The 25,909-nt window shown below is 59.3% G+C and carries 16 protein-coding genes; 7 read left to right on the top strand and 9 right to left on the bottom strand.

Annotated features, from left to right (window positions below):
- Nucleotides 1-118: 118 nt before the first annotated feature.
- Together hexR and AC3I65_RS25945 are read left to right on the top strand one after the other, a co-directional pair.
- Nucleotides 119-985, top strand: coding sequence for a transcriptional regulator HexR (gene hexR, locus AC3I65_RS25950; protein ID WP_003187110.1), 867 nt, complete (start codon nucleotides 119-121; stop codon nucleotides 983-985).
- Nucleotides 986-1,118: 133 nt separating this feature from the next.
- Entirely contained in the window at nucleotides 1,119-1,328 is a 210-nt protein-coding gene (locus tag AC3I65_RS25945) for a PA3496 family putative envelope integrity protein (RefSeq protein WP_047226697.1), read from the top strand.
- Here the strand turns inward: AC3I65_RS25945 and AC3I65_RS25940 are convergent.
- Complete coding sequence (locus AC3I65_RS25940) at nucleotides 1,270-2,232, bottom strand: LysR family transcriptional regulator (RefSeq protein ID WP_047226698.1); 963 nt, start codon at nucleotides 2,230-2,232, stop codon at nucleotides 1,270-1,272. The genes AC3I65_RS25945 and AC3I65_RS25940 overlap by 59 nt on opposite strands.
- 188 nt (nucleotides 2,233-2,420) lie before the next feature.
- Between AC3I65_RS25940 and AC3I65_RS25935 the strand changes: the two genes are divergently transcribed.
- Nucleotides 2,421-3,836, top strand: a complete 1,416-nt coding sequence (locus AC3I65_RS25935) for an acetyl-CoA carboxylase biotin carboxylase subunit (protein ID WP_047226699.1) — start codon at nucleotides 2,421-2,423, stop codon at nucleotides 3,834-3,836.
- An 11-nt stretch (nucleotides 3,837-3,847) separates the two neighbouring features.
- Complete coding sequence (gene oadA / locus AC3I65_RS25930) at nucleotides 3,848-5,656, top strand: sodium-extruding oxaloacetate decarboxylase subunit alpha (protein WP_107323149.1); 1,809 nt, start codon at nucleotides 3,848-3,850, stop codon at nucleotides 5,654-5,656.
- Between the two features lie 63 nt (nucleotides 5,657-5,719).
- On the opposite strand, the gene AC3I65_RS25925 is transcribed toward oadA, so the two are convergent.
- The 3 genes from AC3I65_RS25925 to AC3I65_RS25915 all read right to left on the bottom strand — a co-directional run bounded on the left by AC3I65_RS25925 (nucleotide 5,720) and on the right by AC3I65_RS25915 (nucleotide 9,744).
- The gene (locus AC3I65_RS25925; RefSeq protein WP_488524278.1) at nucleotides 5,720-7,819 is read right to left on the bottom strand and encodes an autotransporter outer membrane beta-barrel domain-containing protein; all 2,100 of its coding nucleotides are present in this window, start codon (nucleotides 7,817-7,819) and stop codon (nucleotides 5,720-5,722) included.
- 270 nt (nucleotides 7,820-8,089) lie between these two features.
- The gene (locus AC3I65_RS25920) at nucleotides 8,090-8,926 is read right to left on the bottom strand and encodes an amino acid ABC transporter permease (protein ID WP_047226702.1); all 837 of its coding nucleotides are present in this window, start codon (nucleotides 8,924-8,926) and stop codon (nucleotides 8,090-8,092) included.
- Nucleotides 8,923-9,744: an ABC transporter substrate-binding protein gene (locus tag AC3I65_RS25915; protein WP_076383200.1), complete on the bottom strand. Its 822-nt coding sequence runs from the start codon at nucleotides 9,742-9,744 to the stop codon at nucleotides 8,923-8,925. The genes AC3I65_RS25920 and AC3I65_RS25915 overlap by 4 nt, the downstream gene beginning before the upstream one ends.
- 113 nt (nucleotides 9,745-9,857) lie before the next feature.
- Between AC3I65_RS25915 and AC3I65_RS25910 the strand changes: the two genes are divergently transcribed.
- Both AC3I65_RS25910 and AC3I65_RS25905 read left to right on the top strand, forming a co-directional pair.
- Complete coding sequence (locus tag AC3I65_RS25910; RefSeq protein ID WP_047226704.1) at nucleotides 9,858-10,757, top strand: homocysteine S-methyltransferase family protein; 900 nt, start codon at nucleotides 9,858-9,860, stop codon at nucleotides 10,755-10,757.
- Nucleotides 10,758-10,992: 235 nt separating this feature from the next.
- On the top strand, nucleotides 10,993-16,338 hold the full coding sequence (locus AC3I65_RS25905) for a dermonecrotic toxin domain-containing protein (RefSeq protein WP_488524277.1): 5,346 nt from the start codon (nucleotides 10,993-10,995) through the stop codon (nucleotides 16,336-16,338).
- Nucleotides 16,339-16,497: 159 nt separating this feature from the next.
- Here the strand turns inward: AC3I65_RS25905 and AC3I65_RS25900 are convergent, their stop codons facing one another.
- Genes AC3I65_RS25900 through AC3I65_RS25890 form a run of 3 tightly spaced genes read right to left on the bottom strand, consistent with a single transcriptional unit; the run spans nucleotide 16,498 to nucleotide 18,270 of the window.
- Nucleotides 16,498-17,169, bottom strand: coding sequence for a GNAT family N-acetyltransferase (locus tag AC3I65_RS25900; protein WP_047226706.1), 672 nt, complete (start codon nucleotides 17,167-17,169; stop codon nucleotides 16,498-16,500).
- A gap of 10 nt (nucleotides 17,170-17,179) precedes the next feature.
- Nucleotides 17,180-17,626 carry a GNAT family N-acetyltransferase gene (locus AC3I65_RS25895; protein WP_047226707.1) on the bottom strand — a complete coding sequence of 149 codons (447 nt, stop codon included), beginning with the start codon at nucleotides 17,624-17,626 and terminating at the stop codon, nucleotides 17,180-17,182.
- A gap of 2 nt (nucleotides 17,627-17,628) precedes the next feature.
- Entirely contained in the window at nucleotides 17,629-18,270 is a 642-nt protein-coding gene (locus AC3I65_RS25890) for an FMN-binding negative transcriptional regulator (protein ID WP_076383202.1), read from the bottom strand.
- Between the two features lie 100 nt (nucleotides 18,271-18,370).
- On the opposite strand from AC3I65_RS25890, the gene pdxR reads away from it, so the two are divergent.
- On the top strand, nucleotides 18,371-19,921 hold the full coding sequence (pdxR, locus tag AC3I65_RS25885; RefSeq protein ID WP_188251879.1) for a MocR-like pyridoxine biosynthesis transcription factor PdxR: 1,551 nt from the start codon (nucleotides 18,371-18,373) through the stop codon (nucleotides 19,919-19,921).
- 124 nt (nucleotides 19,922-20,045) lie between these two features.
- Here the strand turns inward: pdxR and AC3I65_RS25880 are convergent, their stop codons facing one another.
- Complete coding sequence (locus AC3I65_RS25880; protein WP_488524337.1) at nucleotides 20,046-23,969, bottom strand: dermonecrotic toxin domain-containing protein; 3,924 nt, start codon at nucleotides 23,967-23,969, stop codon at nucleotides 20,046-20,048.
- Between the two features lie 829 nt (nucleotides 23,970-24,798).
- The gene (locus tag AC3I65_RS25875; protein WP_274090655.1) at nucleotides 24,799-25,899 is read right to left on the bottom strand and encodes a polyamine ABC transporter substrate-binding protein; all 1,101 of its coding nucleotides are present in this window, start codon (nucleotides 25,897-25,899) and stop codon (nucleotides 24,799-24,801) included.
- Nucleotides 25,900-25,909: the final 10 nt, after the last annotated feature.

Below are 25,909 nucleotides of genomic sequence, written 5' to 3'. Positions count from 1 at the left end.
CATGCGGCATGAAACCGGGAGATTGAGTTACGGATTGGGCGGGCAAAAAGCCGATTCTTGTAGTATAACTACAAACTTGCTACATCCCGGCTTCTGCCAATAACAAGAGTCCAATCCCTTGAACCTGTTGCAACACATCGCCCAGTCACGCCATCTGCTGCGCAAGTCGGAGCTGAAAGTCGCCGATCACGTATTGCTTGATCCTGCGGCCGTGATGCACAGCTCCATGGCCGATCTTGCCCACAGCGTCGGCATCAGCGAACCGACCATTGTGCGTTTCTGCCGAGCCATCGGTTGTTCGGGTTTCCAGGACCTGAAACTCAAGCTGGCGCAAAGCCTCGCCGCGGGTGCGAGCTTCGGCCAGTTTGCGATCCATGAAGACGATTCGGTCGCCGACTACAGCCTGAAAATCTTCGACACGACCCTGCATACGCTGATGGAGGTTCGCGAGAAGCTTGATCCGGTGGCGTTGCAAAAAGCCGTCACGGCCATGTCCCAGGCCCAGCGTGTCGAGTTCTATGGTTTCGGTGCTTCGGGCGCGGTGGCGGCCGATGCCCAGCACAAGTTCTTCCGGTTGCTGCTGACGGCCGCGGCTTATTCCGACCCGCACATGCAGGCGATGTCGGCGGTCACGCTGAAGCCCACCGACGTGGCGATCTGCATTTCCCAGTCGGGCCGTTCCAAGGATCTGCTGATCACCGCCAACCTGGTGCGCGAAAGCGGCGCCTCGTTGATCACCTTGTGCCCGAGCCAGACGCCATTGGCCGAACTGTCCACGGTGAACCTGGCCATCGACGTGCATGAAGACACGGAGATCTACACGCCGTTGACCTCGCGCATCGCCCATCTGGTGGTGATCGATGTGCTGGCGATGGGCGTCGCCATGGCGCGCGGCCCAAGTTTGGTCAATCACCTCAAGAGCGTGAAACGCAGCCTGCGCAGCTTGCGGTTGTCACCCAAGTCGGTGAAAGCACTGGACGATTGACCGCTGGTCTTGAAGTTGAGGGCATCTGTGGCGAGGGGATCTGCGAATTCATCGTTCTGTAACGCTCGCGCCGCCAAACCGTCATCGCGCGCCTTCATCGTAAAGCTCCCGTATACGTCTTGGGAGTCTCGACATGACCCAGTCCTACGAAGAACGCAGCGCCGTCAAAACCCGTCGTCAGCAGGAAGACCAGCGCCGCATGGCGTTTCGTCGTGCCATCGAAGACCGCTGTGAGCAGCGCCAGCTGCTGGCCGAAATCAGCGAGTTTCCGGACGCAGCAGAATTCAACTATTGGCAGGCAACATCGGCGGCTTCCCGTCGAAACGCTCAACCAGGCCAATGATCTGAGCACGCTCGCCGCGAACGAACGCCAGGAAGGCGTGAGCCACCGGTGACAGGCGCTTAGCCCTGGCCTGCACCAGGCACCAACTGCGGTACAGCGGCAGCTCCTCCACCGGCAACTCGATGAGAGCGCCGGACACCATCTCCCGGCTTACGGCGTGGCGCGTCAACAGCGCCACGCCCAACCCTGCGAGAACGCATTCGCGTTGGGCCTCCGCCGACGCCACTTCCAGCGTCTGGGTGAAGTGCACCCGTTTCTCCTTGAAATATTCCTCGCAGGCCAGCCGCGTGCCTGACCCTGGCTCGCGCAGCAGCAGCGTATACGGCTCAAGGTCTTGCAAGCGCAACGGGCCCATGTGGCACAGCGGATGGTCGGGCGGCGCCACAGCGACGATCGGGTTATTGAGAAATGGCAGGAATTCCAGGCCCATGTCCTGAGGCACCATGGACATGATCACCAGATCGTCCCGGTTGTCCGAGAGCCTTCGGATCACTTGGCCGCGGTTGACCACCGTGAGGTTCAGGTTGACCTCCGGGTGCTGGCGCTTGAAGGCGGCGAACAGGTGCGGCACGAAGTACTTGGCGCTGGATTCCACCGCCAGCTTCAGTTGGCCTTGCAGCGAGCCCTGCATGTCCGACAACTGCATGTCGAGGTTTTCCAGGCGCCCGAAGATGTCCCGGCTGGCGCGTTGAAGGGCTTCGGCGGCTTCGGTCATGTAGAGTTTTTTGCCAACGTACTCAAACAGCGGCTGGCCAATCAGCTCCTCAAGTGATCGAATCTGTAGGCTAACGGCCGGTTGTGTGAGAGACATTTCGTCGGCTGCGCGGCTGTAGGACCTCAAGTCGCACACCTCATTGAAAATCTGCAGTTGACGCAATGTCATACGCATCAATGACTTACGCATTTTCTATAGGCTCTCGGGCGGGGCGGATGAGTCAACTATAAGTCTTTGCTTATGCACGACCCAATAAATATTCATTTTTGTTAATCAACAGCCAGGACTAGTGTGGTGCTGCGACCGATTGTTACATCTGGTCACGCGTCGACCTGAAGCTCCAGGTCGTGGTACCACCGGCTCAAGGGAACCTCCAATTGATAACAAAGATCCTGATCGCCAACCGTGGTGAGATTGCCGTCCGCATCGTGCGCGCTTGCGCCGAGATGGGCATTCGCTCGGTCGCGGTCTATTCCGACGCTGACCGCCATGCGTTGCATGTCAAGCGTGCGGACGAGGCCCACAGCATCGGCGCCGATCCGCTGGCCGGCTATCTCAACCCGCGCAAACTGGTGAACCTGGCTGTGGAAACCGGTTGCGATGCGTTGCATCCCGGTTATGGCTTTCTCTCGGAAAACGCCGAGCTGGCGGACATCTGCGCCGAGCGCGGGATCAAATTCATCGGTCCTTCGGCTGAAGTCATTCGCCGCATGGGCGACAAGACCGAAGCGCGTCGCAGCATGATCAAGGCCGGCGTACCGGTCACGCCGGGCACCGAAGGCAACGTATCGGGCATCGAAGAGGCCCTGACCGAAGGCGACCGCATTGGTTACCCGGTGATGCTCAAGGCTACGTCCGGTGGTGGCGGTCGGGGTATCCGTCGTTGCAACAGCCGCGAAGAACTCGAACAGGCTTTCCCGCGGGTCATTTCCGAAGCCACCAAGGCCTTTGGTTCGGCGGAAGTGTTCCTGGAAAAATGCATCGTCAATCCCAAGCACATCGAAGCGCAGATCCTGGGTGACAGTTTTGGCAACGTGGTGCATCTGTTCGAGCGTGATTGCTCGATCCAGCGTCGCAACCAGAAGCTGATCGAGATCGCCCCCAGCCCGCAACTGACGCCTGAGCAGCGCGCCTACATTGGTGACCTGTCGGTGCGCGCCGCCAAGGCTGTGGGCTACGAGAACGCCGGCACCGTGGAGTTCCTGCTCGCCGAGGGCGAGGTGTACTTCATGGAGATGAACACCCGGGTGCAGGTGGAACACACCATCACCGAAGAAATCACCGGCATCGACATTGTTCGTGAACAGATTCGCATCGCCTCCGGGCTTCCGTTGTCGGTCAAGCAGGAAGACATTCATCACCGTGGCTTCGCGCTGCAGTTTCGGATCAACGCCGAAGACCCGAAAAACAACTTCCTGCCCAGTTTCGGCAAGATCACCCGCTACTACGCCCCCGGCGGCCCGGGCGTGCGCACCGACACAGCGATCTATACCGGCTACACCATTCCGCCCTTCTACGATTCGATGTGCCTGAAGCTGGTGGTCTGGGCGCTGACCTGGGAAGAAGCAATGGACCGTGGCCTGCGGGCCCTGGACGACATGCGTCTGCAAGGGGTCAAGACCACCGCGGCGTATTACCAGGAAATCCTGCGCAACCCGGAATTCCGTAGTGGCCAGTTCAATACCAGCTTCGTTGAAAGCCATCCTGAGCTGACCAACTACTCGATCAAGCGCAAACCCGAAGAGCTGGCCCTGGCCATCGCCGCCGCCATTGCCGCCCACGCAGGCCTGTAAGGAAAATAACAATGTCCAAGAAGATTCACGTAACCGATACGATCCTGCGCGACGCTCACCAATCGCTGCTCGCCACCCGCATGCGCACCGAAGACATGCTGCCGATCTGCGACAAGCTCGACAAAGTCGGCTATTGGTCGTTGGAAGTCTGGGGCGGCGCAACATTCGACGCCTGCGTGCGCTTCCTGAAGGAAGACCCGTGGGAGCGCTTGCGCCAACTGCGTGCGGCGCTGCCCAACACTCGCCTGCAAATGCTGCTGCGTGGTCAGAACCTGCTGGGCTATCGCCATTACAGCGATGACGTGGTCAAGGCGTTCGTGGCCAAGGCTGCGGTCAACGGCATCGATGTGTTCCGTATTTTCGATGCGATGAACGACGTGCGTAACCTGCGGGTCGCCATCGAGGCGGTGAAAGCCGCCGGCAAGCACGCCCAGGGCACCATCGCCTACACCACCAGCCCGGTGCACACCATTGAGGCTTTCGTAGCCCAGGCCAAGCAAATGGAAGCCATGGGTTGCGACTCGGTGGCGATCAAGGACATGGCCGGTTTGCTGACCCCGTACGCCACTGGCGAGCTGGTGAAGGCATTGAAGACCGAGCAGTCGTTGCCGGTATTCATCCATTCCCATGACACCGCTGGCCTGGCGGCGATGTGTCAGCTCAAGGCCGTAGAAAACGGCGCCGATCACATCGACACCGCGATCTCCAGCTTCGCCTGGGGCACCAGCCATCCGGGCACCGAATCGATGGTTGCAGCCCTTAAGGGCAGCGAGTTCGACACTGGTCTGAACCTGGAATTGCTGCAGGAAATCGGCCTGTATTTCTATGCGGTGCGCAAAAAATACCACCAGTTCGAAAGCGAGTTCACGGCGGTGGACACCCGCGTCCAGGTCAATCAGGTGCCGGGCGGGATGATTTCCAACCTGGCCAACCAGCTCAAAGAGCAGGGCGCGTTGAATCGCATGAACGAGGTGCTGGCAGAGATTCCACGGGTGCGCGAAGACCTTGGCTTCCCGCCGCTGGTGACCCCGACCTCGCAGATCGTCGGCACCCAGGCGTTCTTCAACGTGCTGGCCGGTGAGCGCTACAAGACCATCACCAACGAAGTGAAGCTCTATTTGCAGGGCGGCTACGGCAAGGCTCCGGGTTCGGTGAATGAGAAGCTGCGCCGTCAGGCCATCGGCAGCGAAGACGTGATCGATGTGCGTCCGGCCGACCTGCTCAAGCCGGAAATGACCAAGCTGCGTGGCGAAATCGGCGCACTGGCCAAATCCGAAGAAGACGTACTGACTTACGCCATGTTCCCGGATATCGGGCGCAAGTTCCTCGAAGAACGCGAAGCCGGCACCCTGACCCCGGAAGTGCTGTTGCCAATCCCTGAGGCGGGCAGTGTGAGCTCGGCGGGCGGTGAAGGCGTGCCGACCGAGTTCGTCATCGATGTTCACGGCGAAACCTACCGCGTCGACATCACCGGCGTGGGCGTCAAGGCTGAAGGCAAGCGTCACTTCTACCTGTCCATCGATGGCATGCCCGAAGAGGTCGTGTTCGAACCACTCAATGAGTTTGTCGGCGGCGGCAGCAGCAAGCGCAAACAAGCCACTGCGCCGGGCCATGTCAGCACCACCATGCCGGGCAACATCGTCGATGTGCTGGTCAAGGAGGGCGATGTGGTGAAGGCCGGCCAAGCGGTGCTTATTACCGAAGCCATGAAGATGGAAACCGAAGTGCAGGCGGCTATCGCCGGCAAGGTCACCGCCATTCATGTCGCCAAGGGCGACCGGGTCAATCCGGGCGAGATCCTGATCGAGATCGAAGGCTGAGCTAACAGCCTCGATACAACCGTTTAACCTCGGGGGGGCATGTGCTCCCCTTTTTTTTGCCTGTCAGAACATCATTCGCCATTGGCCCATCAACGCCCCGTTACGGTTGTCCTGACCGGTTTCACCCTTATAACTCACCCCCAGGGTATGCCTGGGCGAAACGGCCAGGTCCAGCCCTGTTTCGAAGAGCAGGCTGTCACGGTCCAGTTCGACGCCTTCCACGGTATACGACTTGCCTGCGCCGACCAGGCCCTGGCGGGAAGCGCCTCGGGTCTCGCCGTAGAGATGTTTCCAACCGAGACTCAAGCGCGGCGTCAGTCGCATGCCCTGGTCAAGAGAGAATGACCGGGCGAGGTGCAGGCCCAGGTTGCTGTGGAAATAGTCCTGGGTCTGACCGTTGAACTGCAACGCCGCGTCGCCACCGTTCTCCGAATAGCGATCGCGTTGGTAGCGTTGGTAGCCAAGGTCGATATAAGGCTCGATATCGAAGTGACCGATGTTCAGGTTGTAACCGAGCTGGCCAAAGACCTGCTGCGTATTGGCATCGTAGCGACCTTTGAGGCGATCCCTGAAACCGTTGAAGAGCACATGACGCTTGGTACTGCCGTCATGATTGCCGTAAACGGCGCCCAGGCGCAGCGCCCATGGCCCGTCCTGGCGCAAGGCGTAGGCGCCCAGGTGCCAACTGTCGAGCCGACCATCGAACTGCTGGCCGTCCAGCCGGGTTTGCGTCTTGCCGCCGATTATCCCCAGGCGCCAATCCGGGCTGATGGCCCAGTCGGTTCCCAGCATCACACCTCTGGTCGAGTGTTTCAGGGCATAGCTGCCCAATTGTTTGCCGATACTGCCGCTGTTACCAATGGCCTGGACCCAGACTTGACCGTCAGCATGCACGTTCCCCGGGTTTTTCTGGCCCATGGCCGAAAGCATTCCGCTGCTGATCGGCGCGATGCTGCTCAAGGTGGCGTTGCCCAGATCCGCAGTGTTGTAGCCACTCAGTTGGTCGATGGCGCTGGCGGCGGTCATCATATCGCTGCCGAGCAAGGCGTTGATGGCGGCGTTGGGTTTTGCGACTGGCTGGGTGGTTTGCAATTGGCCGGTGGGTTTGGGAGCGGTGCTGGTGATTTTGGGTGGCTCGACGGGTTTGATTGCTGGGGCTTCGATCCCTGGTCGGGCACCAGCTGCCTGTGCAACGGTAGGCACGTCGATGGGGGCGGGCGCTGCTGGTTTGACCGGTTGCAGCGCTTCGATATGGGCCGCAAATTCTTGCCCGTTTTCGGTAGTTGCTGCTTGCGTGATGGGAACATCGTTGCGCGCGTAAGTCAGGTTGACATGCGTATCGGTGGGGCTCAGCGTCGCCGTCATGAAGGCCAGATTGCTGGAGACCGTGCCGAACGTTCCTTCGATCTTCCCCGCGCGGATGACCGTGTGCTCGCGCGCCTCAATGTATTCGCCCGGCACGCCGGCGACGGTCAGCGTCGCGTTGTTGAGGAGCGCGGTGCCTTCAACGTTGATCGTGGAGCTACCACCATCTGCATTGACCCCGTAGATCAGTTCGGCACTCTCCGCCAACGAGAAGTCCTGAGTAATGGAGGGTGCGCCTATTTCGGGGCCGACTTCCAACTGGCCCGCGACACTCAAGAACTCCACAGTGCCATTGCCGCTGAAGCTGGCCCTTTCGCGTACATGAACCTGTCCATTGACCACGCCGGAGTTCGTCATGCTGGCACCTGGCTCGACAGTCACGCGATTGGCGACCACGCCCTGGTTGTCCAGCTTGCCGAGAACCCCTACCTGGCCGTCGATTCGGCCAGTATTGAGCAACGTGGCCTCTGGCTCGATCACCCCCCAGCCTGCGAAATGCCCGGTGTGTTGCCATTCACCTTGCGCAACCTGCAAAGCCATGAAGTTTCGGGTTTCAGCCAATATCGGATGCTTGGCGGCGTCCAGGCGCAGAACGTTTTTTCCACCGCCACCATCAATGATCCCGGGGAATTTTGCGTTTGCGCTGATGATGACCCAGTCATTTTTGCCCGTCCATTTCGCGTCGCCTTTACGGGAGGTGTTGGCATTTTGCCGCTTGGTATCCTTAGCTTCGGCGAAGGCCCTGAGGTGCCCTTGTTGCTCGGCGGTTGTGAGGATATCGGCTGATGGCTGAGCCATCGAAACATCGGCGCAGCCGAGCGCCAAGGCGATTGCCAGGGCAAGGTGTTGGGGTGGGTGTAAATGTTGGATAGACATCGAGTGCGGCCTCTCTTGAAAGAAGTCCGCACTTTAAAAATTCCACCCCCGGTCACGCTGCCAGCTAACGCCGCGCCTTGGGCAAGCCACAGCAGATGGAATCTGTAGGCCGGTCGTGTTGCGATCCAGAGATCGTCGCGTTGGCTTCCATGACCTGAAGCGTCGCCCTACAAGATCCTCGGAACTGTCCTGTCAGCTGCGCTTGAGATAAGCCTTCCCATAATGCCGCTCCATCCGCGCCTGGATCAGCTCCAACGCGATGGACATCAACCAGTAAATGATCGCCGCCGTGGTGAGCATTTCGATGTAGCGGTAGCTGGAGCGACCATAGGATTGCGCCAGGAACATCACTTCCCAGACGCCCATCACCGAGATCAGGGACGAGTCCTTGAGCATGGAGATGAATTGGTTGGTGGTCGGTGGAATGATGGTGCGCATGGCCTGGGGCAGGGTGACACGCCAGAAGATCACGGTTTCACCCATGCCCAGCGCAAGGGAGGCTTCGCGCTGGCCATGGGGGACGCCAAGGATGCCGGCGCGGAAGATTTCGCTCAGGTAGGCGCCGTAGTTCAGCGACAGGGCGATGATCCCGGCGGCAATCGCGCCCGGCACCAGCCCCAGTTGTGGCAGGCCCAGGTAGATCAGCAGAATCTGGATCAGCAGCGGTGTGCCGCGAAAGAACGACGCGTAGAAACTGGCAATGCCGAAGGCTACCGCGCTGCTGGACAGCCGCGCCAGGGCGGTGATGAAACCCAGCAAGGACGAAGCGACGATCGAACACAGGCATAGAAACAGCGTCAGCGCCGCGCCCTGCAGAAAGCCGTTGGGTGCCAGGTGCACGCCCAGCAGATTCGGCAGCTTGTCCAGGATGATGGAGAATTTCAGGTCGAAGCTCAGGAAAAAACTCGCGAACAACACCAGCATGGCTGCCCAGGTCAGGTACAACCGTGTGCGAAAACCGAAGATCTTTTTCAGGCGCGACTCGGCCACCGGTTGCGGTGGCCGAGAAGGGGATGGAAAGGAAGTCATTGGCTGATGTCGGCGCCGATCCACTTTTGGGAAAGCTTGCTCAAGGTGCCGTCCTGTTTCAACTGGGCGAACACTTCACGCACCTTGCTGTTCCACTCGGCGTCGCCTTTTTCGATGGCCACCGAGTTCGGCTCGGAATAGAGCGCCTCGCCCGCCAGTTTGAAGCGTTTGTCTTCGGTCAGGCGCGGCTGCGCAGTCACCAAGTTGGTCAGCACCGCGTCCAGCCGCACCCCGGCACCCAGGCCGAGATCCTGGAAGGCCACGTTGTCGGTGTCGTACGGGGCGATCTGCACGTCCTCGAAGGGGTAGCTCAAACGGGTGTCTTCGGCGCCTTCGATCACCAGGTTCTTGTTCAGGTAACTCTCGTAGCTGGAGGCGCTGGTGAGGCCGACTTTCTTGCCGCTCAGGTCACTGGCGCCATGGATGCTGTCGTCCTTGGCGTTGACCACGATCACCGCTGGCGAGGCGTAATACTGGACCGGGAAATCGAACACCTCGGCGCGGGCCTTGCTTGGCGTCATGGAGCAGATACAGATGTCATAGCGCCCGCTCCAGCGCCCGGCGGCAATCACGTCCCAGGAGGGGGTTTCCAGGCGCAGCTTCACGCCCAGTTTTTCAGCGACCGCTTTGGCAACATCCACGTCAAAACCGTCGAGCTGGTTCTGATCGTTGAGGAATGAGAAGGGCGGATAGCTTTCCATCAGCACGCCGACCAGTTCTTTTTTTTGCTCGATGCGATCCAGCGTGGCGCCAGCGAGCGCTTGTGACGAAACGGCCAGTAAAGTCAGGCCGAGGGCCAGCAGCGGTTGAAATTTCACGAGAGATCCCTGGCTGAAAAATAAGTTGTGGTTAACCGATGGGTGCGTATTAAATAGTTATAAGAAGGACTCCGGTAGTGAGTATTTTTCATAAGCTTATGAGTGAATCGCATATGGGCGCAGCAACGATAGTCATCCTTGATGGCGGCATGGGCCGCGAACTGCAACGTCGGGGCGCCCCGTTCCGACAACCCGAGTGGTCGGCGCTGGCCTTGAGCGAAGCACCCCAGGCGGTCGAAGCGGTACACGCGGCCTACATCGCCAGCGGCGCCAACGTGATTACCAGCAACAGCTACGCCGTAGTGCCGTTTCACATCGGAGAGGAGCGCTTTGCAGCCGAGGGCCAGGCATTGGCGGCGCTGGCTGGGGAGCTGGCGCAGCGGGCGGTACAGGCCTCAGGCAAATCAGTACGGATTGCCGGGTCGCTGCCACCGTTGTTCGGTTCCTATCGACCCGATTTGTTCGATGCTTGCCGTGCCAATGAACTGTTGGCGCCGCTGGTGACAGGCCTGGCGCCTCATGTTGACCTGTGGTTGGCCGAAACCCAAAGCTCGACGGTTGAAGCGCGAGCGATCCACGCCGGGCTGCCGAAGGACGGCAAGCCGTTCTGGCTGTCATTCACCCTGAAAGATGAAGACACCGATGAAGTGCCGCGCCTGCGTTCCGGTGAGCCGGTGGCGGACGCGGCGGCAGTGGCCGCCGAGCTCGGCGTCGAAACGCTGCTGTTCAATTGCAGCCAACCAGAAGTGATCGGCGCAGCAATCGATGCCGCGCGGGACACCTTCGAGCGTCTGGGGGTGAAGATCCACATTGGAGCCTACGCCAACGCGTTCCCACCGCAGCCGAAGGAGGCGACGGCCAACGACGGGTTGGACCCGCTGCGCGAAGACCTTGATCCACCAGGGTACCTTCAGTGGGCGGCTGACTGGCGCAAGCGCGGGGCAAGCCATCTGGGCGGCTGCTGCGGGATTGGGCCGGAGCATATTGCGGTGCTGGCGCAAAAGCTGGTCTGAGCCTGGTTCATCGTACTGTGGAATAACCCTGTGGCGCGGGGCTGCGCAGCGGCCCTAAGAACTTGCGGTTGCTGCGCAACCGAGCGCAAGCTCCTTCGCCACGGAGTCGTGAGATTCTGCTGACATTTGGACTTACGCTTTTCCCCGAACCCTCTAACCCCTCCATACATATGTATGTCATTTCCGCTCGAACGGCGCGATAGGGTCCCAGCCCTGATCACAACCGGACACTGAAATGACTGTTTTCTCTGAAAATGAACGTAGCGTGCCTTCTTTCGCGCGCTTGAAACCCATCAGCCTGTTACCCAACGGGAGCCGATTTCAACCTCATACATTTGCCGATCAATGGTTAGCCCAATGGGGCCTCACCGGCGAGGTGCAGGTTCAGGTCACTTATCTGGAGGTCGAGACTGTCGATTCGGCCGCTGAACGCAAAACCGCCGCGGTGGCGTTGCGGGACGCCGTGACACAAGGCTTTCTGAGAGCCCATCAAAGCCGGGCTTCCTCCTCCGCCTTGTCCCCGCGAGAGGGCTGGGTTTATCCCCACCGAAGTCAGATGTCCCTGGACTTTTCGTCACTGCGGGCCAACGGTAAAGCACTCTCGCAAGACGTCCTGCAGCAATTGCGAGCCGGCATCGAGCCCGGTTATCAGGGCACTGGACAGCCCCTCATCACCGAGGTGGATGCTCACGGCAATCTGCTCGGCGCCCGTGAAAAAGAGCAGCTCCGGCAATTGGGGCTTCTGGATGCCAATCAGGTGAAGCTGGCCCGGTTGCTCGCCGCGCTTCCAACGTTCGACACGGTACTCAAGAGTCTGCTGGTCGGCAGAATCAAGGCAAAGCTTGCGCAAGGGAAATTCCGTGCCTCGGCGTTTGAGCACCTGGACCCGGATCACTGCTACGTGAACCACTTTAGCGTCGACTCGATGGGTAAGCGTGCGTTGATCTCCTCGCAGCGTTTTACCGACGTCATGTTGAGCTGCCTGACAACGGACACACGGCCCACCTACACGGTCGATGGCGTGGGATTCTTCAGTCGTGCGGATACGGTGGAAGAGGCTGACAGCCTATTTGTCAGCCCATTGGATCGGAAAACTGCAGCGATCATGGAGTCGGCATTCTATGTCGCTCAACCGGCCACCAACGAAAGTCTCAAGCGGCAGTTTCAGGATGACCTCCTTGCGTTTCGCACGGGTAAGTACGTAGCGGACTGGCTCGATACACCAAGCCCATCCACAGCTGAAGCGGCGCTTGCTTTTTTGCTGTCCCGGCGCTTCTTGTATTTGTTCGATCTGTACAAGGCTGATCGGGATCCGGCCCTCCAATTGACTCTGAGTGAGCGCAACCTGCAGAACGATGAGGATCGCCTGCTGGACCTCATCACGAGCCATCCTCGCATGACGGACAGAAACCGCCTGTTGCGGGCGCCCATTCCCCATGTTTATGCCGTCATGCTCGACATGGGTGCCGCAGCGCCCCGCAAATGGCCCGCTGCAATGACCATCAAGCGGGCCGATCAGTCCGCATTGTTCCTGTACTCGCTGGAAGGAGGGATCCAGAAATTCCGTTCCTTCAAGGATCTGGTCAATAAGGTCAGCCCTGTCTATGAGGGACAAAAACGCAGGATTCGGGATATCGCCTCTGAATTGTCTGGACACGCCTTTGAAATCGCAGCCGATGACCTGCTGTGGTTTCAAAGTGCCGCGCTGGAAACGTTTCTGAATGCGCCTGTAAACGAAACACTCGCCTTGCCTGCCTTTGCCCTGAATGTCGAAAATGCGCTGGACCTGCCCATGCTGTCCCTTGCCGGGCCACTGGCTGTGCGCCAGGAAACCCTGGTTGAAGACAATCGCCCCGATTTTGTTAAAACGGCGACCTCTGCGGAAAAATCGCATTACCGCGGTCTGGAGCTGCAGGTGCTGGAAGCCGCCTATACATTGGCAGCCAGTGATATCCAGACGTTGTTGCAGTTCACCCGCCAGAAGATCAGGCAATATCTGCAAAAGGTCGTGCACGCGGACATAGACCCCGATCCGGACCTGTCCATGGTTACGTTTTTCTATGGGAAGAAGGCCAACCCGAGGCAGTCCCGTGTCAGCAGCCTGACCCAGTTGCTATTGGATAACCTGCGACCGTCTCAGCACCCGAATGCAATGAGGGAGGTACTGAGCGCCTACCTGATCGATCCAGACGGCGAGCGTATCCGCAACCCGGCCAACGGCTATTTCATCACGTTGAGCGGGCGCGAACTGGCCAAGATGGTGACGAGCATCGATGCCGGTGGCAGTTATGAGGCCATGCTCAGGGAGCAAATGAATAAACCGGCCTACAAGAAGGCCTGGCAGACAGCGTACCTGGCCAATCTGAAATTCAAAGGCTATGAGGCCTCGCTCAAGGGCGACGCAGTGTTCAAGGCCATGGTGGTCGATAAGGCCTCCAACCCACCCAAATCAACTAAGAAACTCGCCCTCTGGCTGGACGCTGTCCTGAGCTTGCCGTCGGTAGAGGCCCGCCCCCCCGTCATGGGGCGCAGCGTGCATGTGTACGGTCTGATGTTGGGTGGAAGCATGGCTGTCGGCGGCCGGCACGCCCATATGGGCAATGCGGTCAGCATCAATGGTGTGCTGGTGTTTTCCGATCAGGAAGGGCCGGATATCAAGGGCACCGTGGGGGTTTATTTTCCCGACAGTCCCGAGGGCGAGGACTTCCACGAGTTTGCCGATCTGAGCGAGGGCGTTGCCGAGCTGTTGTCACGGGAGGATTGGCAGGCGTATTTCCGTTCGCGCATCTCCACGCGTAACCCTTCCGAGATAAAACGCACGCTGGGGCAACAGGGGGGGCGTCCGCTGATTCGCGGTTCGTTGATCACCGGCGATCTTCTTGAAGCCCTCCACCGGGCGCACATCAACTTTCACAGTGCCCATGCCGATCAGCGTTCCAACAGTAACCGCGATGTCCGTCATCAAACCTATGGCAGGTTCGGGCAGATGGCGATCGAGGTTGTCATGGAGTTGGCCGGTATGTTCCTGGCGCCGGGTTTCCAGATGCTCAAGAGCGCCGTCAAGACCGGCTTGCTGGTGTACAGGACCGGGGCTATTCCGCTGAACCTGAAGACTCTGGCGCTTGTGCATGCGGTAGCGAACCATGGCGGATCGCGTCTTGCCCGAGGCACCGTGCCCTCCCGGGGCCAATCTTTTTTCCGCGCGGTGACCGCGCGCCAGAGTCAGGATGAAGCGCTGTCCGGGTTGCCATTGGACATGGCGATCTATGCTCCTTATGCGGTGAAGGATGTCTCGGTGATCCGTGGGCTGACCGCGGACGCGCGAGGCTTTTATCGTGCAACGATCAACAATGTGGCCACCGGCAGTGTGACGGCTCGCCCCGTGTATGTGCGACAACCCGACGGGACGGTGTTCCGTGTGCATGACCACACGAAGCTGGATGCAACCGAAGCCACCCTGGTCAACCCGATGACGGGGCTGGACATCCGCTCCAGTGGGGTGATGCGCAGCACCGTGGCGCGCATGTCCGATGGGCAGTGGCGTGCCGTGGGCTTTGGCCGGGGCGGCGGCAAACGGCCGGCGCAGACGCCTGCCCAACCGGGCCCGTCAAAGAAGCCTGCCCTATCGGTTTCCGCTGTTTCCAATTCGATACGCACGCCCGGCAGTTGGAACAATCGGATCATAGACCTGGTGCCGTCAATCATGACGCGCCTGGCGATCTGGCCACAAAACCGCAGCTTGCTGATCATTGATGAAATATCCGCACAACGTGCCTGGTCGGTGCGTTTTACCCCGGGGCAACATGAAACGATTTATCCGGTGGCCGAGCATCCGGATAGAGCAGATACAGATGTCGTTTTGAGACGAACCGGTCATGACCATTACAGTTTGCTCTTGGGTGAGCGCGTGGTGGATATCGATGCCGATGGTGATTGCCTATTCAAGGCCTTGGCGGCTGGGTTGAATGAAGGGCAGGCCCAGGAGACGTTCACGATGCAGGGTCTGCGTGATGCGGCAGCCGATCATGTCGATCTACATCCGGAGTTGAGTCAATACGTGGCGCCGCCAGTCTCCAGAGTGCAGCAAGCGCTCTTTGAAAATGCGCCATCGCTGGTCAATCTTCTGGACAATGCGGCGATGCTCGATCTCACCCGGATCGTCTACGGAACGCCCAACCCGCAGCGCTTGTTCCAACCGACCTTGGATTACTTGGACCTGCATGCAAACAGAACTGTTCGTATGGCAATTACTGGGGCGCCAGGGACTAAGTTACCCCCTGAGATCCTGCAGGAAGTCGGCCGCATGTTATCGCCCCGGTCTCCGGCGAACCTGACGGCGGGCACCAGCGGCCCTTTTTCCGCGCAGGAAAAAGTCACCATGAAGCAACTGTTCGAGGACATTCTGCTGCCGCCTGTCGATGATCAGAACATTCTCCGGCTGCTCGATGACAAGTACCTGCTGGTTTCCAAAGACGTGGCCCATATCATGTTGGAGTATGGGGTCACCGCCCGGCAGTTGGTCGGTCATCATCCCCGCAATAGCCTGGCCTATGTCAGGCATGAGGAGGCACTGCATAATCATCTGGACCCGGATGAGCTTGAAAGGCTGCTGGACGGTGCCCGTCTCGTGGATCGCAATGATTTGGATGACGTAAAAGACCAGCTGATGCGCGTTCGGGACAAGTTCGTCGATGACGATGCTGAGCTGTTTGATCAGTTCATGTATGCCGACATGGTCGAGCGGACCGTTGATTTATTCAGAACGGCCCTTGGGCGCTTCCCTGATCTGCTGCGGCGGGCCAACATTATCCTGAGATCCCGCGTTATCGCTCACAACCTCGGTGGCATGTTGTCCGTGAGTGACGTCGCGAGGTGGATCCGTAACCCGGCGCTGTCCGACAGGCGCTTTGAACTCATTGCCGCGTATGCAGACGCCCGTTATGCCGAACTGGAGCGTACGGGACGCATCGACCTTGACTGGATGCAGGTGTTCAATGATCAGAACCTGCAAAACATTCTCGTTTATCGACTTAATTTGATGGCGTTCATGAAGTTCCTGGGCGGGGCGCGGAAGAACGTTGAGAGCATAGACGTACCTGCCGTCGCGAAGTTGTTTAGCCCTCCAGGGGAGTCGCCGTCCAATAATCGGGTGGCCATCTTGTTAAATACCCCGGGGTTAGTGGGGAACCTTATGCGTCTGCAAGCCGATTACGCCATGCAGATCTGGCTTGACCTGATTGGGCCGCATTTTAGCGATGCGACTATTCGGCAGGCGCTTGGACGACCGGGGTCGCTGCGTACTGGACTGGAATTTGGATTGGCATTAAGAGAAAGCCTGGGGGCAGAAGAAGCCCGTGCGAATCGAATCATCCAGACCCTGTTCGCCATCGGCCAACGACGGGCCCAGCTCTATCTCTACAACTTTAACTTCCCAACTAACCGCTTGGGGCATAGCCGTCTGGATTTTGCCGTGTACCTGGAAAGTCATCTGAGCATCCCGGAGTGGGCCTGGCAGTATGCACGACGGGGCGTGACCCCTGACTCGCTCAAGCAGTTTGGTGAGGTGAAGAGGTTGGAGTGATTTGACGGTGGGCAGGCGACGAATGTGTCGACTGCCCACTAGCCATCGCGAGCAGGCTCGCTCCCACAAGGGATTGGCGGCGAATACAGATTCTGCATTCGCCCTGGGCTCCTGTGGGAGCGAGCCTGCTCGCGATAGCTGACTGTCAGGCGAAACAATTCAAGAGCGACACTCCACCAACCCAAGCACCTGCCCACCCGCGCTCTGATTCTCCTCACTCAGCCAGCGCTCGAATCCTGCCCGGATCGCCGGCCATTCCGAATCCAGCATCGAGTACCACGCGGTGTCGCGGTTCTGGCCCTTGACCACCATGTGCTGGCGGAACACCCCCTCAAAGGTAAAGCCCAGCCGTTCGGCGGCGTATTTGGAACGGGCATTGGCGTTGTTGCACTTCCACTCCAGACGCCGATAACCCAGGGCGAAAGATTCCTTGGCCAACAGATAAATCGCCTCGGTGCTTTTCGGCGAGCGCTGCATCGGCGCGCCGAAGGTCACATGGCCGATCTCGATGCGGCCTTGTGCTGGCACGATCGACATCAGGCTGAGGATGCCCTGCACCTCGCCACTGGCGCGGTCGATCACGCTGAAGAAATACGGGTCGACGTTGGCGGCGTGATTGGCCAGCCACGCATCGAACGCGCTGCGATCCTTGAACGGGCCGTAGGGCAAGTAATCCCAGAGTTTCGGGTCGGCACCGGGCCCTTCGAGGGCTTGCCACAGGCCGTCGGCGTGACGCGCCGGATCGAGTTTTTCCAGGCGGATGAAGCGCCCTTCGAGCAACTGCGTAGACGGCGCCGGAGCGCCTTTCCAATCGGCGAGGGAAATCGACATGCTGTGCTCCTTACAGGGCTTTGCGAAATTGAATGTAACCCGGGCGCTCGGCGATGCGCTCATAAAGCTGGATCGCCGTCGCGTTGGTTTCGTGGGTCAGCCAATGCACCTTGCAGCAACCATCGGCCTTGGCGGTGGTGTAGACAAATTCGATGAGCTGGCGACCGACCCCGGTGCCGCGGCTGTGCTCTGTCACCAGCAGGTCTTGCAGGTAGCAGGAGTTTTCGATGCTCCAGTTCGACCGGTGATAAATGAAATGCACCAGGCCTACCGCCGTGTCGCCGTTCCAGGCGAGGGCGCCGTGGGTCGGTTCGCGGTCATCGAGCAGACGTTGCCAGGTGCTTTGGCTCACGGCCTGCGGCAGTTCGGTGTTGTAGAAACGCAGGTAGGCCTGCCACAACGGCAACCAGGCGGCGTGATCGTCAGCGCTGACGAGGCGGATCTGGGGATGGCTCATGTTCACTCCTTGGACGATAGGTCATGCATCAGGTGTGCGAGGGCCTGGTCCTGCGGGTCCAGGCTGGCGGCAAGACCGTGACGTACCCCGCTGATGTCCGCGGGGCTGCGGTTCTGGCTGAGTTTGCGTTTGCCTTCCAGGCGCTGGATGGGCAGGGTGAAACCGACGATGGCCTTGAGCATGCTGTCAATGTACTGCGCCGGTGCATCATCGATTTTCCAGGGCTGGGCGCGGCCGGCTTCGTGACGGTCGGTCAGGGCGCCCACCAGGTTACGCAGGCGATGGGGATCGCTGAACACCTCTGCGCGGCCATAGGCGTGTACGGCCAGATAGTTCCAGGTCGGCACGACTTTGCCGTGTTCGGCCTTGCTGGGATAGAAACCGGGACTGACGTAGGCGTCGGCCCCGGCGAAAACCACCAATGCTTCGGCACCGGCTTCCAGGTCATGCCATTGTGGATTGGCCCGGGCCATGTGGCCGTAGAGGCTGCCATTGGGGCCTTGTTGCGGGTCCAGCAACAGTGGCAAATGACTGGCCTGCAAGCCGTGTTCACCGTGAGTGATCAATACAGCCAGGCGGCAATCACCCATCATGGCATGCAGTTGGGGCAGGTCTTCGACGACAAAGGCTTGTGGGTTGTACATGACGATTTTCCTTGGCGAATGCGAGCATCCTAGGCAGGCTATTGGTCCGTTGTAAGAGCCACTTATGACCAATTCGATAGGTCCATTTGCGAGGGCGCTCATGAACAATGCCGTGCCGCCACTGTCGTTCAACCCCGCAGGCATTGAGCTGGACCGCCGCCAGGGGCTCAGTCGCCAGCTTTACCAGGCTTTGCGTATGCGGGTGCTGGATGGGCGGTTGGCCAGCGGTACGCGTCTGCCGGCCAGTCGCGATCTGGCGGCGGCCTTGGCGATTTCCCGCAATAGCGTGGTGCGGGCCTATGACCAGCTCTACGCCGAGGGTTTCATCGAGGGACGGGTCGGTGACGGCACTTATGTGGCAAAACTGTCGTCGACGGCCCTGCCGCTGAAAAACATATCCACAAAAGTATCCACAGGGTTTTCAACAGGCTTATCCACTGGTTTATCCACAGATTGGCTGGATTTACCTGTGGGTCCATCCAGTAAAGTTATCCACAGTGGTGCATTGGAACGGGTCGAAAAGCACCATTTGCCCCAACCACCCCTGGGTCCGCCAAGGGCATTTCGGGTCGGTGTTCCGGCGTTCGATCTGTTTCCTTTCGAGGTTTGGGCCAAGCTGAACGCGGCTTTCTGGCGCAAGCCGGATCTGCAGCAACTGTGCTATGGCGATTCCCAAGGTGATGCGCGCTTGCGCGGTCTTATCGCAGCGTATCTGCGCAGCTCCCGAGGCCTGCACTGCACAGCTGAACAAATTGTGATCACCAGCGGAGCTCAGCAGGGCATTAGCCTTTGTGCACAGCTACTGGTGGACCCGGGTGACGTCGTGGCTGTGGAAAACCCCGGCTATCGCGCCGCCGGGCATGCGTTCTCTGTCGCCGGTGCCGAGGTCAGAGGGGTGCCCGTGGATGGCGATGGTCTGGATTGCGCGGCGCTGGGTACGTTGAACCACTGTCGGCTGGCTTATGTCACGCCGTCCCATCAATACCCGACCGGGGTCGTCATGAGCCTTGCGCGGCGCTTGGAGCTGCTGACCTGGGCCGAGCGCAATAATGGCTGGATCGTCGAGGATGACTATGACGGCGAGTATCGCTACAGCGGTGCGCCGCTGGCGCCCCTGGCTGCACTGGATCGCCAGGGGCGGGTTCTTTATGTCGGGACGTTCGGCAAAGTCGCGTTCCCGGCCTTGCGCCTGGGTTATCTCGTGTTGCCACCCGGCCTGGTAGACGCCTTCGCCCGACGTCGTGCGGTGGATGTACGCCACTCTGAAGTCAGTACCCAGGCGGTGATGGCCGAATTCATGGCCGCCGGGCATTTCCAACGGCACATCAGGCGTATGCGCCGGGCCGCCCTGGCCAGGCGCGACGCGCTGCTGGCCGGCTGGCCGAAGGCGGTTCCAGGCGTTGGCGCCATGCCCACGGTGGTGGCGGGCCTGCACGTCACTGTGCCGGTGGACAGCGTCGAGCGTGAGCAAGAGCTAATAGCCCGAGCGACCCATGCCGGTGTCGAAATCAATGGCTTGAGTGGCTATTGGTTGCCCACCACGACGACGCCAGTGCGAGCCGGGCTGGTGCTGGGGTTCGCGGCCGTCCCGCCAGCAGCGATTGGCACCGCGCTGGCGAGCCTGGCCAAGGCCTGGAGAACAGGAGGCTGAGCGCCTGGCACAATCCCTGTGGGAGCGAGCCTGCTCGCGAAGACGTGGGCGCATCCAACATGGCGGCTGGCTGATCCACCGCTTTCGCGAGCAAGCCCGCTCCCACAGATTCAGATCCTGACCGTTATGAGGGCCGCTTTGGAAAGAACACTTCCCTGGCCTGATCCACCGCAATTTCGCTGCGGTAAAGATCGATCAATTGACGCTGGGTGAGATCCTGGGTGGCGTCGGCGCGTGCTCCCTTGTTGACTTGTTCCGGTGTTTTCAAGCGACCGGAAAGGTAGGCGTGGGCGGGGACCCAGTCGGTGGAGTAACGGAAATCGGCAAACCAAAGCGTTTTGTTTTCCTTCACGTCCCTGATCTCATACCGGTCGAGATAGCCGCGAAGAGGGCCTTTGTTTTTTTGTCGGTTCTTTAGTTTGGTGATGGAAATACGGTTGCGGCTTTTAAGCCAAATGACGCCATCCATGGTCGGAGGGCGATGTTTGATGACATTCAGTACGGCATCGAAGGCTTCCTCGTACAGGGCCTTCGCTTGCGTCTTGAGTGCCATGCGCAGGGCTTCGGCGGTACGCTGTTGTTTTACTGACACTTCAACGGTTTCGTTCGAGGCACTGTCCACTGCCTTTTTGATTGCAATGCCGACTTTCTCCATCCTGTTTGCATGGGCGTTCAGGATCATTCCGAGACCGGTGGGCGATCGGCCTGGCGCATTCATGTGCTCCTCGACCTGCGCCTGGAACGCCTCCAGCCCATCGATCAGGGCTTGGCCCTTTGCGAGGCTGGTTGCCAGTGGCGGGACGATCTGCGGCGTGTCGGCGAGTGCATGGGGCACCCACTCACCGGTTCCCTTGCGGTGGAAGGTGGCGATGATCTTGTCCGTGACCGGGTTCTTCACATCGACCCAATCGGTTTCTTCCTGCATTTTCGTTAAACGAGGCTCACCACTGACAAGGCCCCAAAAGCGTGCCCTGATGAACTTCTTCCTGAACCTGGGGCGTGGCTCGTAAGGGTTGCCCATGCTGCGCCGGTTGCTTCTCTCATCCAGGGCCTGGGCCAAATGTTGCAGTGCCCGTTTTTTCAGGCCGCCGATCTGCTTGTTCAGCCGATTGAGTTCGGCCGGCCGGGCGCTGTCCTTGTATTCAGTGCCCACGTATTCGAGTTGTTCTTCAAGGGCGGTGAACTGTTCCGTGAGACTGCCAAATGCATCGATTTGCTCATCCAGCCGGATCACGCTGCGTTCCTCGATGGCGTCGTGCAGGCTTTGGAAGGCGATCGTGGCGCTATCAACCAGTTGGTTAATGACGGCCCAACCTTCGGGCACTGTATTGATGCTGTCGAGCGACAGGCAGAGGTGGCGATACATGTCCAACTGGATAAGACGAATACCGTCGCTCTTGTAGGTCGGCATTCTTCCACGGTGCTGCCGGATAAACTCAAAACCTTCACGCCCCAGTATCTTGAGCCTGGAAAAACGGGTCTCCATGTAATCCAGGCGCTCGTTCATATCCTCGCCGACCCGGATCATGCTTTCGGCTGCATCGACGTGCTGCTGCTCCACGACCGCGACGCCGGTGGTGGCCATGTCCATGGCTGTTCTCAGGGCAGGGGTAAACCGCTCTTTCAGCGCGTCTATCTCTTCGAACGTGAAGTTGATCTGTGCGTTCAGGTAGCCAAGCCTGGCTTTAGGCGCGTCGGGTCTTGATTGGAAGACGGGCCATTGCGTCAGTATGTTCAGCGCTTCTTCATAGCTTTCGCGCTGGGTTTTCAAGGTGCTCAAGTAAACGTTGCGCTTGGTCTCCTTGGCGGAGCCCGAGGCGCTGTTCAATTCTTGCGCATTCATTGTCAGCAGTGCCTGGTGCTCCGGTTTTTTTTCTTCGAAGCGGTTCAGTTCGGCCAGCAGTTGAACGCTGCGGCGGTGAGTGTCGGCGATGACTTTTTCCATCGCACCTTTTGAGCCCGTTCCGCGCAGGCGCAGACGGATGTCGATATGCCAATTGCCGTGTACATCCAGCCTCAGGGGAGGGCCCAGGCGCGAGGGATTCTTCCCGTCGACGACGCAGACCTTATCGCCCACCGTCAGCACGTTGAACCATTTTTCTCCCACTTTGGCGTACCACCGCCCCTGGCGTTGATAGAGCCCTTTGGACATGCCATCGGTATGGGCCTGCCCTGGTGTTTCGGGCGCGTCGACACTGAAACTCTCAAGGAGCTTGGCACCCTCTCCCGATTTGCCTGTTAAGGCACCGCTGGAATGGATGGACTCATAGTGTTCGGGGTGCGGTTGCTTAGCGGTGGAAGGCGCGAGTTTTTCGATAATGAGCTTGGGTTTAACCAGCTTGACCGGCTCCTCTAACACCTCCGGCGCCGCTGCCCTGCGACTGCGTGTGCCTTCTCTGGCATGGTCGATAGCGTGGGTGGTGATCGCCATGGCCAGGTTCAGCAGCAGGTCGACGAATGCCTCCCATGTGGCCTGGTCGTTGGCGTGTTCGCTGTCCTGCATCAGCGTTTCAATGTCATCCAGAATTTGCCAGAGCCAGACGGCGGTGCCCACGGCAGCGCCCAGATAAGGCAGGGCCAAGTTGAAAATCAGCCAGCCTGCCTGCTTGAACGTACTCCAGCGGGTTTCGCTGTTGGAGACCGATTGCCGGTCTGCAAGCTCGACCAGGGCATTGGCATTGGCCTTGAACAACAGTGGCAGGAAATCGGGGCCCAGGTTTTTTTCGCTCAAACCGACGGGGGCGCTATCGAGCCATGATGTAAAAGGGTCCGTCGCAAACTCAACGATGACCCAGGGTGAGGGCAGCGGGCCCGAGAAAATGTATCGGCTGTAATTGCTGCGCACCTCATCGGGCAGCCAGGCCAGGACCGATTGGCGCAATTCAGGGATTTGCCTGATCGCATACAACAGGTTGCTGGAGGAGGGGTACTGGCACAACTGCGGCTCAAGCAGCGGTCGATAAAGCAGGCAGGGACCGGCGTCTGGATTCTTCGGACCGATCACGAACATATTGGTCACGATGTCTTCCGAGGGGATCAGTTTCTGTTGGGATATGAAGGCCAGCCTGCGCAAGACGATGGGTTGTCCGTCGACCTTGCGATCGGCTTCCTCCGGCTCCATCAGTGCGGCGACATAACGGTAACCTCGTTCGTCGATGTTCCCACGCCCTCGGATCTTTCCCTCCAGCGCCAGCATGGGCAGTTGAATGCGCAACTGGGAGGTGTACAACTCTTCGCGGCGGGCCGATTCGGTCGGATCGTCGAGCAGTTTGCTCTTCACCAGATCGGGATAGACGCGACCGATATCGATTTTGGTGATCAGGGTTTCGATGTAGTCGGTCGTCATCCAGGTGGGCAACACCTTGCCGGTGAGGGACCTGACGGTTTTGTTGCCCAGGGGCAGTGCAATCAGGTTTTGCAAGGCCAGCTCAACGAGATTGAACCGGGTGGTCTCGAATTTGCCCGGAACGATAAAAGACCCCCAGGCCACGAGGCTGCGAATCTGGATCTCGATTTTTTCCGGATCGAGTGTCGCAGCGTCGGCATGGTCCGCTTGCATCTGCTTCTTGAGGGCGTTCAAGGCAAACTCCTTGATAGGAGCAATATCGTCCAGGTAGGTCTTGCCGGCATGGGAACTGCTCAACGCCGAAAGGTTTTTCATGTGCTGGGCGAACAGAATCTGATCGGATATCGACGCTGCCAGCAGCCAGTCGGGGATCTTTTTATCGAACCACGTCGCGCCAAGACCTTTTTCTGCGTCCAGCCCGCTGGTCACTGGCTGTTCGTCTTCGATGGATGCAATTTTTTTCAGAAAGCTGGGGGAACCGAGGATCTTGACCTGCATGGCGATCAGGCCGCAGGCCTTTTGATCGAAGATGTTGCCGGTGGGCTCATACAGCCGCCACTGGATTTTCTTGCGGAACGTGGTGTCCAGTTGCGTCGGGAGAAATTGCCCCAGCGCTTGCTGTGAATCGAATTTTTTATAGCTGTCGCGCAGCGAGTACGTAAGGATGACCTCTTTGCTGGCGATGGTTCCGATCAGTACCACCAACGAGTTTTCATTCAGGCGGCTCACTTTGGTCCCGTCAACTTCATCGATGTCGATCAGGTACGCGTGAGTGTCGTAGCGATCATGTTGCTTGCGGTCCTCCGGGTTGGGGTAAAGGAACAATTGCCTGGCCATGTCGCACTCAGTCGCGGTCCAGCCATTGACCTCTTTGACGTCCCAGATCTTGCGCAGCGTTCTGGAGAGCTCATGCCAGCGTGGTCCGGATGTGCCCACTGGCGCGTTCCAGTACGCCAGTTGTTGTTCCTGGCAGGCGGACAACATGACGGGCTCCAGTTCGTTGATCAGGGCTCCGATCTGTTCGATACGTACCGGCAGATGCACCTCCGGGGTGCTGATCGGTAGCTGAGTCAAAAAGTGCACGCCTTCGATCAGCATGGTCGAATCGCTCGCGCCTACTCGTTCGGCCACCATATCGCTGAGGGTTTCGTAACGGGTGGGCAGTTCCAGGATTTCGCCGTCGACAATGTCCCAGCGAGGCTCGCCAACGACTGTGTTGAGCGGATCGAGGTCCAGTGTCGGATACATTTTCTTGAGGGCCCTGCGCAGAAGCACGGCGGCAACTTCCGGGGAGGTAGGCCCTGCGAGTAGCTGGTTGAGCACAGCATTCTTGAGGCTGGCTTCAGGTGTAGTGTTCGTGGTTGTAGAGGTTCTGGTCATCTGACGCTCCCTGTCTTGCGATAGGTGGAATCCCCGCCGCTGAATGCTTCGGGGATTCCATGCTAGGGAGGTACAAGACAGGGAAGGTGGTAACTATGTATAGGCCGCCTGACAATGCCCGGTTGGGAATAAACCCCTTGCCGCAGAGCCTTTACTGGCCGGATTTAATCCGGGTCCAGGCCCGCGTCCGCGCGCGCTCGGCGTCCCTGGGCAACGGTTGCAAGGTGTAGAGCGTAGCCATCGCCGCCTCGGTCGGATACAGGTTGGGGTTGCTGCGGATCGCCGGGTCGACCATTTCGGTGGCGTCCTTGTTGGGGTTCGGATAGCCAACGAAATCGCTGACCGGTGCGATTACCTCCGGTTGCAGCAAATAATTGATGAAGGTGTAGGCGTCGTCCGGATTTTTCGCCCCTTTAGGGATGGCGAGCATGTCGAACCAGATCGGCGCGCCTTCCTTGGGCAGGCGCATGTCCACGGTCACGCCGTTCTTGGCATCCTTGGCGCGGTTGGCCGCCTGGGAGAAGCTACCGGAGTAACCGACCGCCACGCAGATATCGCCGTTGGCGATGTCGGCCATGTACTTGGACGAGTGGAAATAGGTGATGTGCGGGCGGATCTTCATCAGCAGCGCTTCGGCCTTGGCATAGTCCGCCGGTTGCTTGCTGTTGGGGTCCAGGCCCAGGTGCTGCAAGGCCAGGGGCAGGATCTCCGACGGTGAGTCGAGCAGCGCCACGCCGCACTGCTTGAGCTTGCTGATGTTCTCTTCCTTGAAGATCAGGTCCCAGCTGTCCACCGGCGCGTTGTCACCCAGGGCAGCTTTGATTTTGTCCGGATTGAAACCGATCAGGATGGTGCCGTACATGTAGGGCACGGCGAATTTGTTGCCGGGGTCGTTGGCTTCGATCAGCTTCATCAGCTTGGGATCGAGGTGGTTCCAGTTTGGCAGTTTGCTGCGGTCCAGGGGCTGGAACACCCCGGCCTCGATCTGCTTGGCCAGGAACACGTTGGACGGCACCACCACGTCGTAGCCGGAATTGCCGGTCAGCAGCTTGGCCTCCAGCGCTTCGTTGGTGTCGAAGATGTCGTAGACCAGTTTGACCTGGCTGTTCTGCGCCTTGAAATCGTCCAGGGCCTTGGGCGTGATGTAGTCGAACCAGTTGTAGACACGCAGGGTGCGCTCTTCGGCCTGGACAGCGCCGCAAAGCAGCGCGGCGCACACGGTCGGAGCCATTAAACGCTTGAGTCTGTTCATGCTTGTATTC

It is taken from the genome of Pseudomonas sp. N-1-13 (genome assembly GCF_057787095.1).
This window is presented reverse-complemented; position numbering and strand designations above follow the sequence as displayed.

What these genes read in the sequence shown, in the direction of transcription:
- AC3I65_RS25875 (WP_274090655.1), bottom strand. Translation starts at nt 25,899, where the DNA reads ATGAACAGACTCAAGCGTTTAATGGCTCCGACCGTGTGCGCCGCGCTG.
- oadA (WP_107323149.1), top strand. Translation starts at nt 3,848, where the DNA reads ATGTCCAAGAAGATTCACGTAACCGATACGATCCTGCGCGACGCTCAC.
- AC3I65_RS25890 (WP_076383202.1), bottom strand. Translation starts at nt 18,270, where the DNA reads ATGTACAACCCACAAGCCTTTGTCGTCGAAGACCTGCCCCAACTGCAT.
- AC3I65_RS25900 (WP_047226706.1), bottom strand. Translation starts at nt 17,169, where the DNA reads ATGTCGATTTCCCTCGCCGATTGGAAAGGCGCTCCGGCGCCGTCTACG.
- AC3I65_RS25945 (WP_047226697.1), top strand. Translation starts at nt 1,119, where the DNA reads ATGACCCAGTCCTACGAAGAACGCAGCGCCGTCAAAACCCGTCGTCAG.
- AC3I65_RS25925 (WP_488524278.1), bottom strand. Translation starts at nt 7,819, where the DNA reads ATGGCTCAGCCATCAGCCGATATCCTCACAACCGCCGAGCAACAAGGG.
- AC3I65_RS25905 (WP_488524277.1), top strand. Translation starts at nt 10,993, where the DNA reads ATGACTGTTTTCTCTGAAAATGAACGTAGCGTGCCTTCTTTCGCGCGC.
- AC3I65_RS25940 (WP_047226698.1), bottom strand. Translation starts at nt 2,232, where the DNA reads ATGCGTAAGTCATTGATGCGTATGACATTGCGTCAACTGCAGATTTTC.
- AC3I65_RS25910 (WP_047226704.1), top strand. Translation starts at nt 9,858, where the DNA reads ATGGGCGCAGCAACGATAGTCATCCTTGATGGCGGCATGGGCCGCGAA.
- pdxR (WP_188251879.1), top strand. Translation starts at nt 18,371, where the DNA reads ATGAACAATGCCGTGCCGCCACTGTCGTTCAACCCCGCAGGCATTGAG.
- AC3I65_RS25895 (WP_047226707.1), bottom strand. Translation starts at nt 17,626, where the DNA reads ATGAGCCATCCCCAGATCCGCCTCGTCAGCGCTGACGATCACGCCGCC.
- AC3I65_RS25920 (WP_047226702.1), bottom strand. Translation starts at nt 8,926, where the DNA reads ATGACTTCCTTTCCATCCCCTTCTCGGCCACCGCAACCGGTGGCCGAG.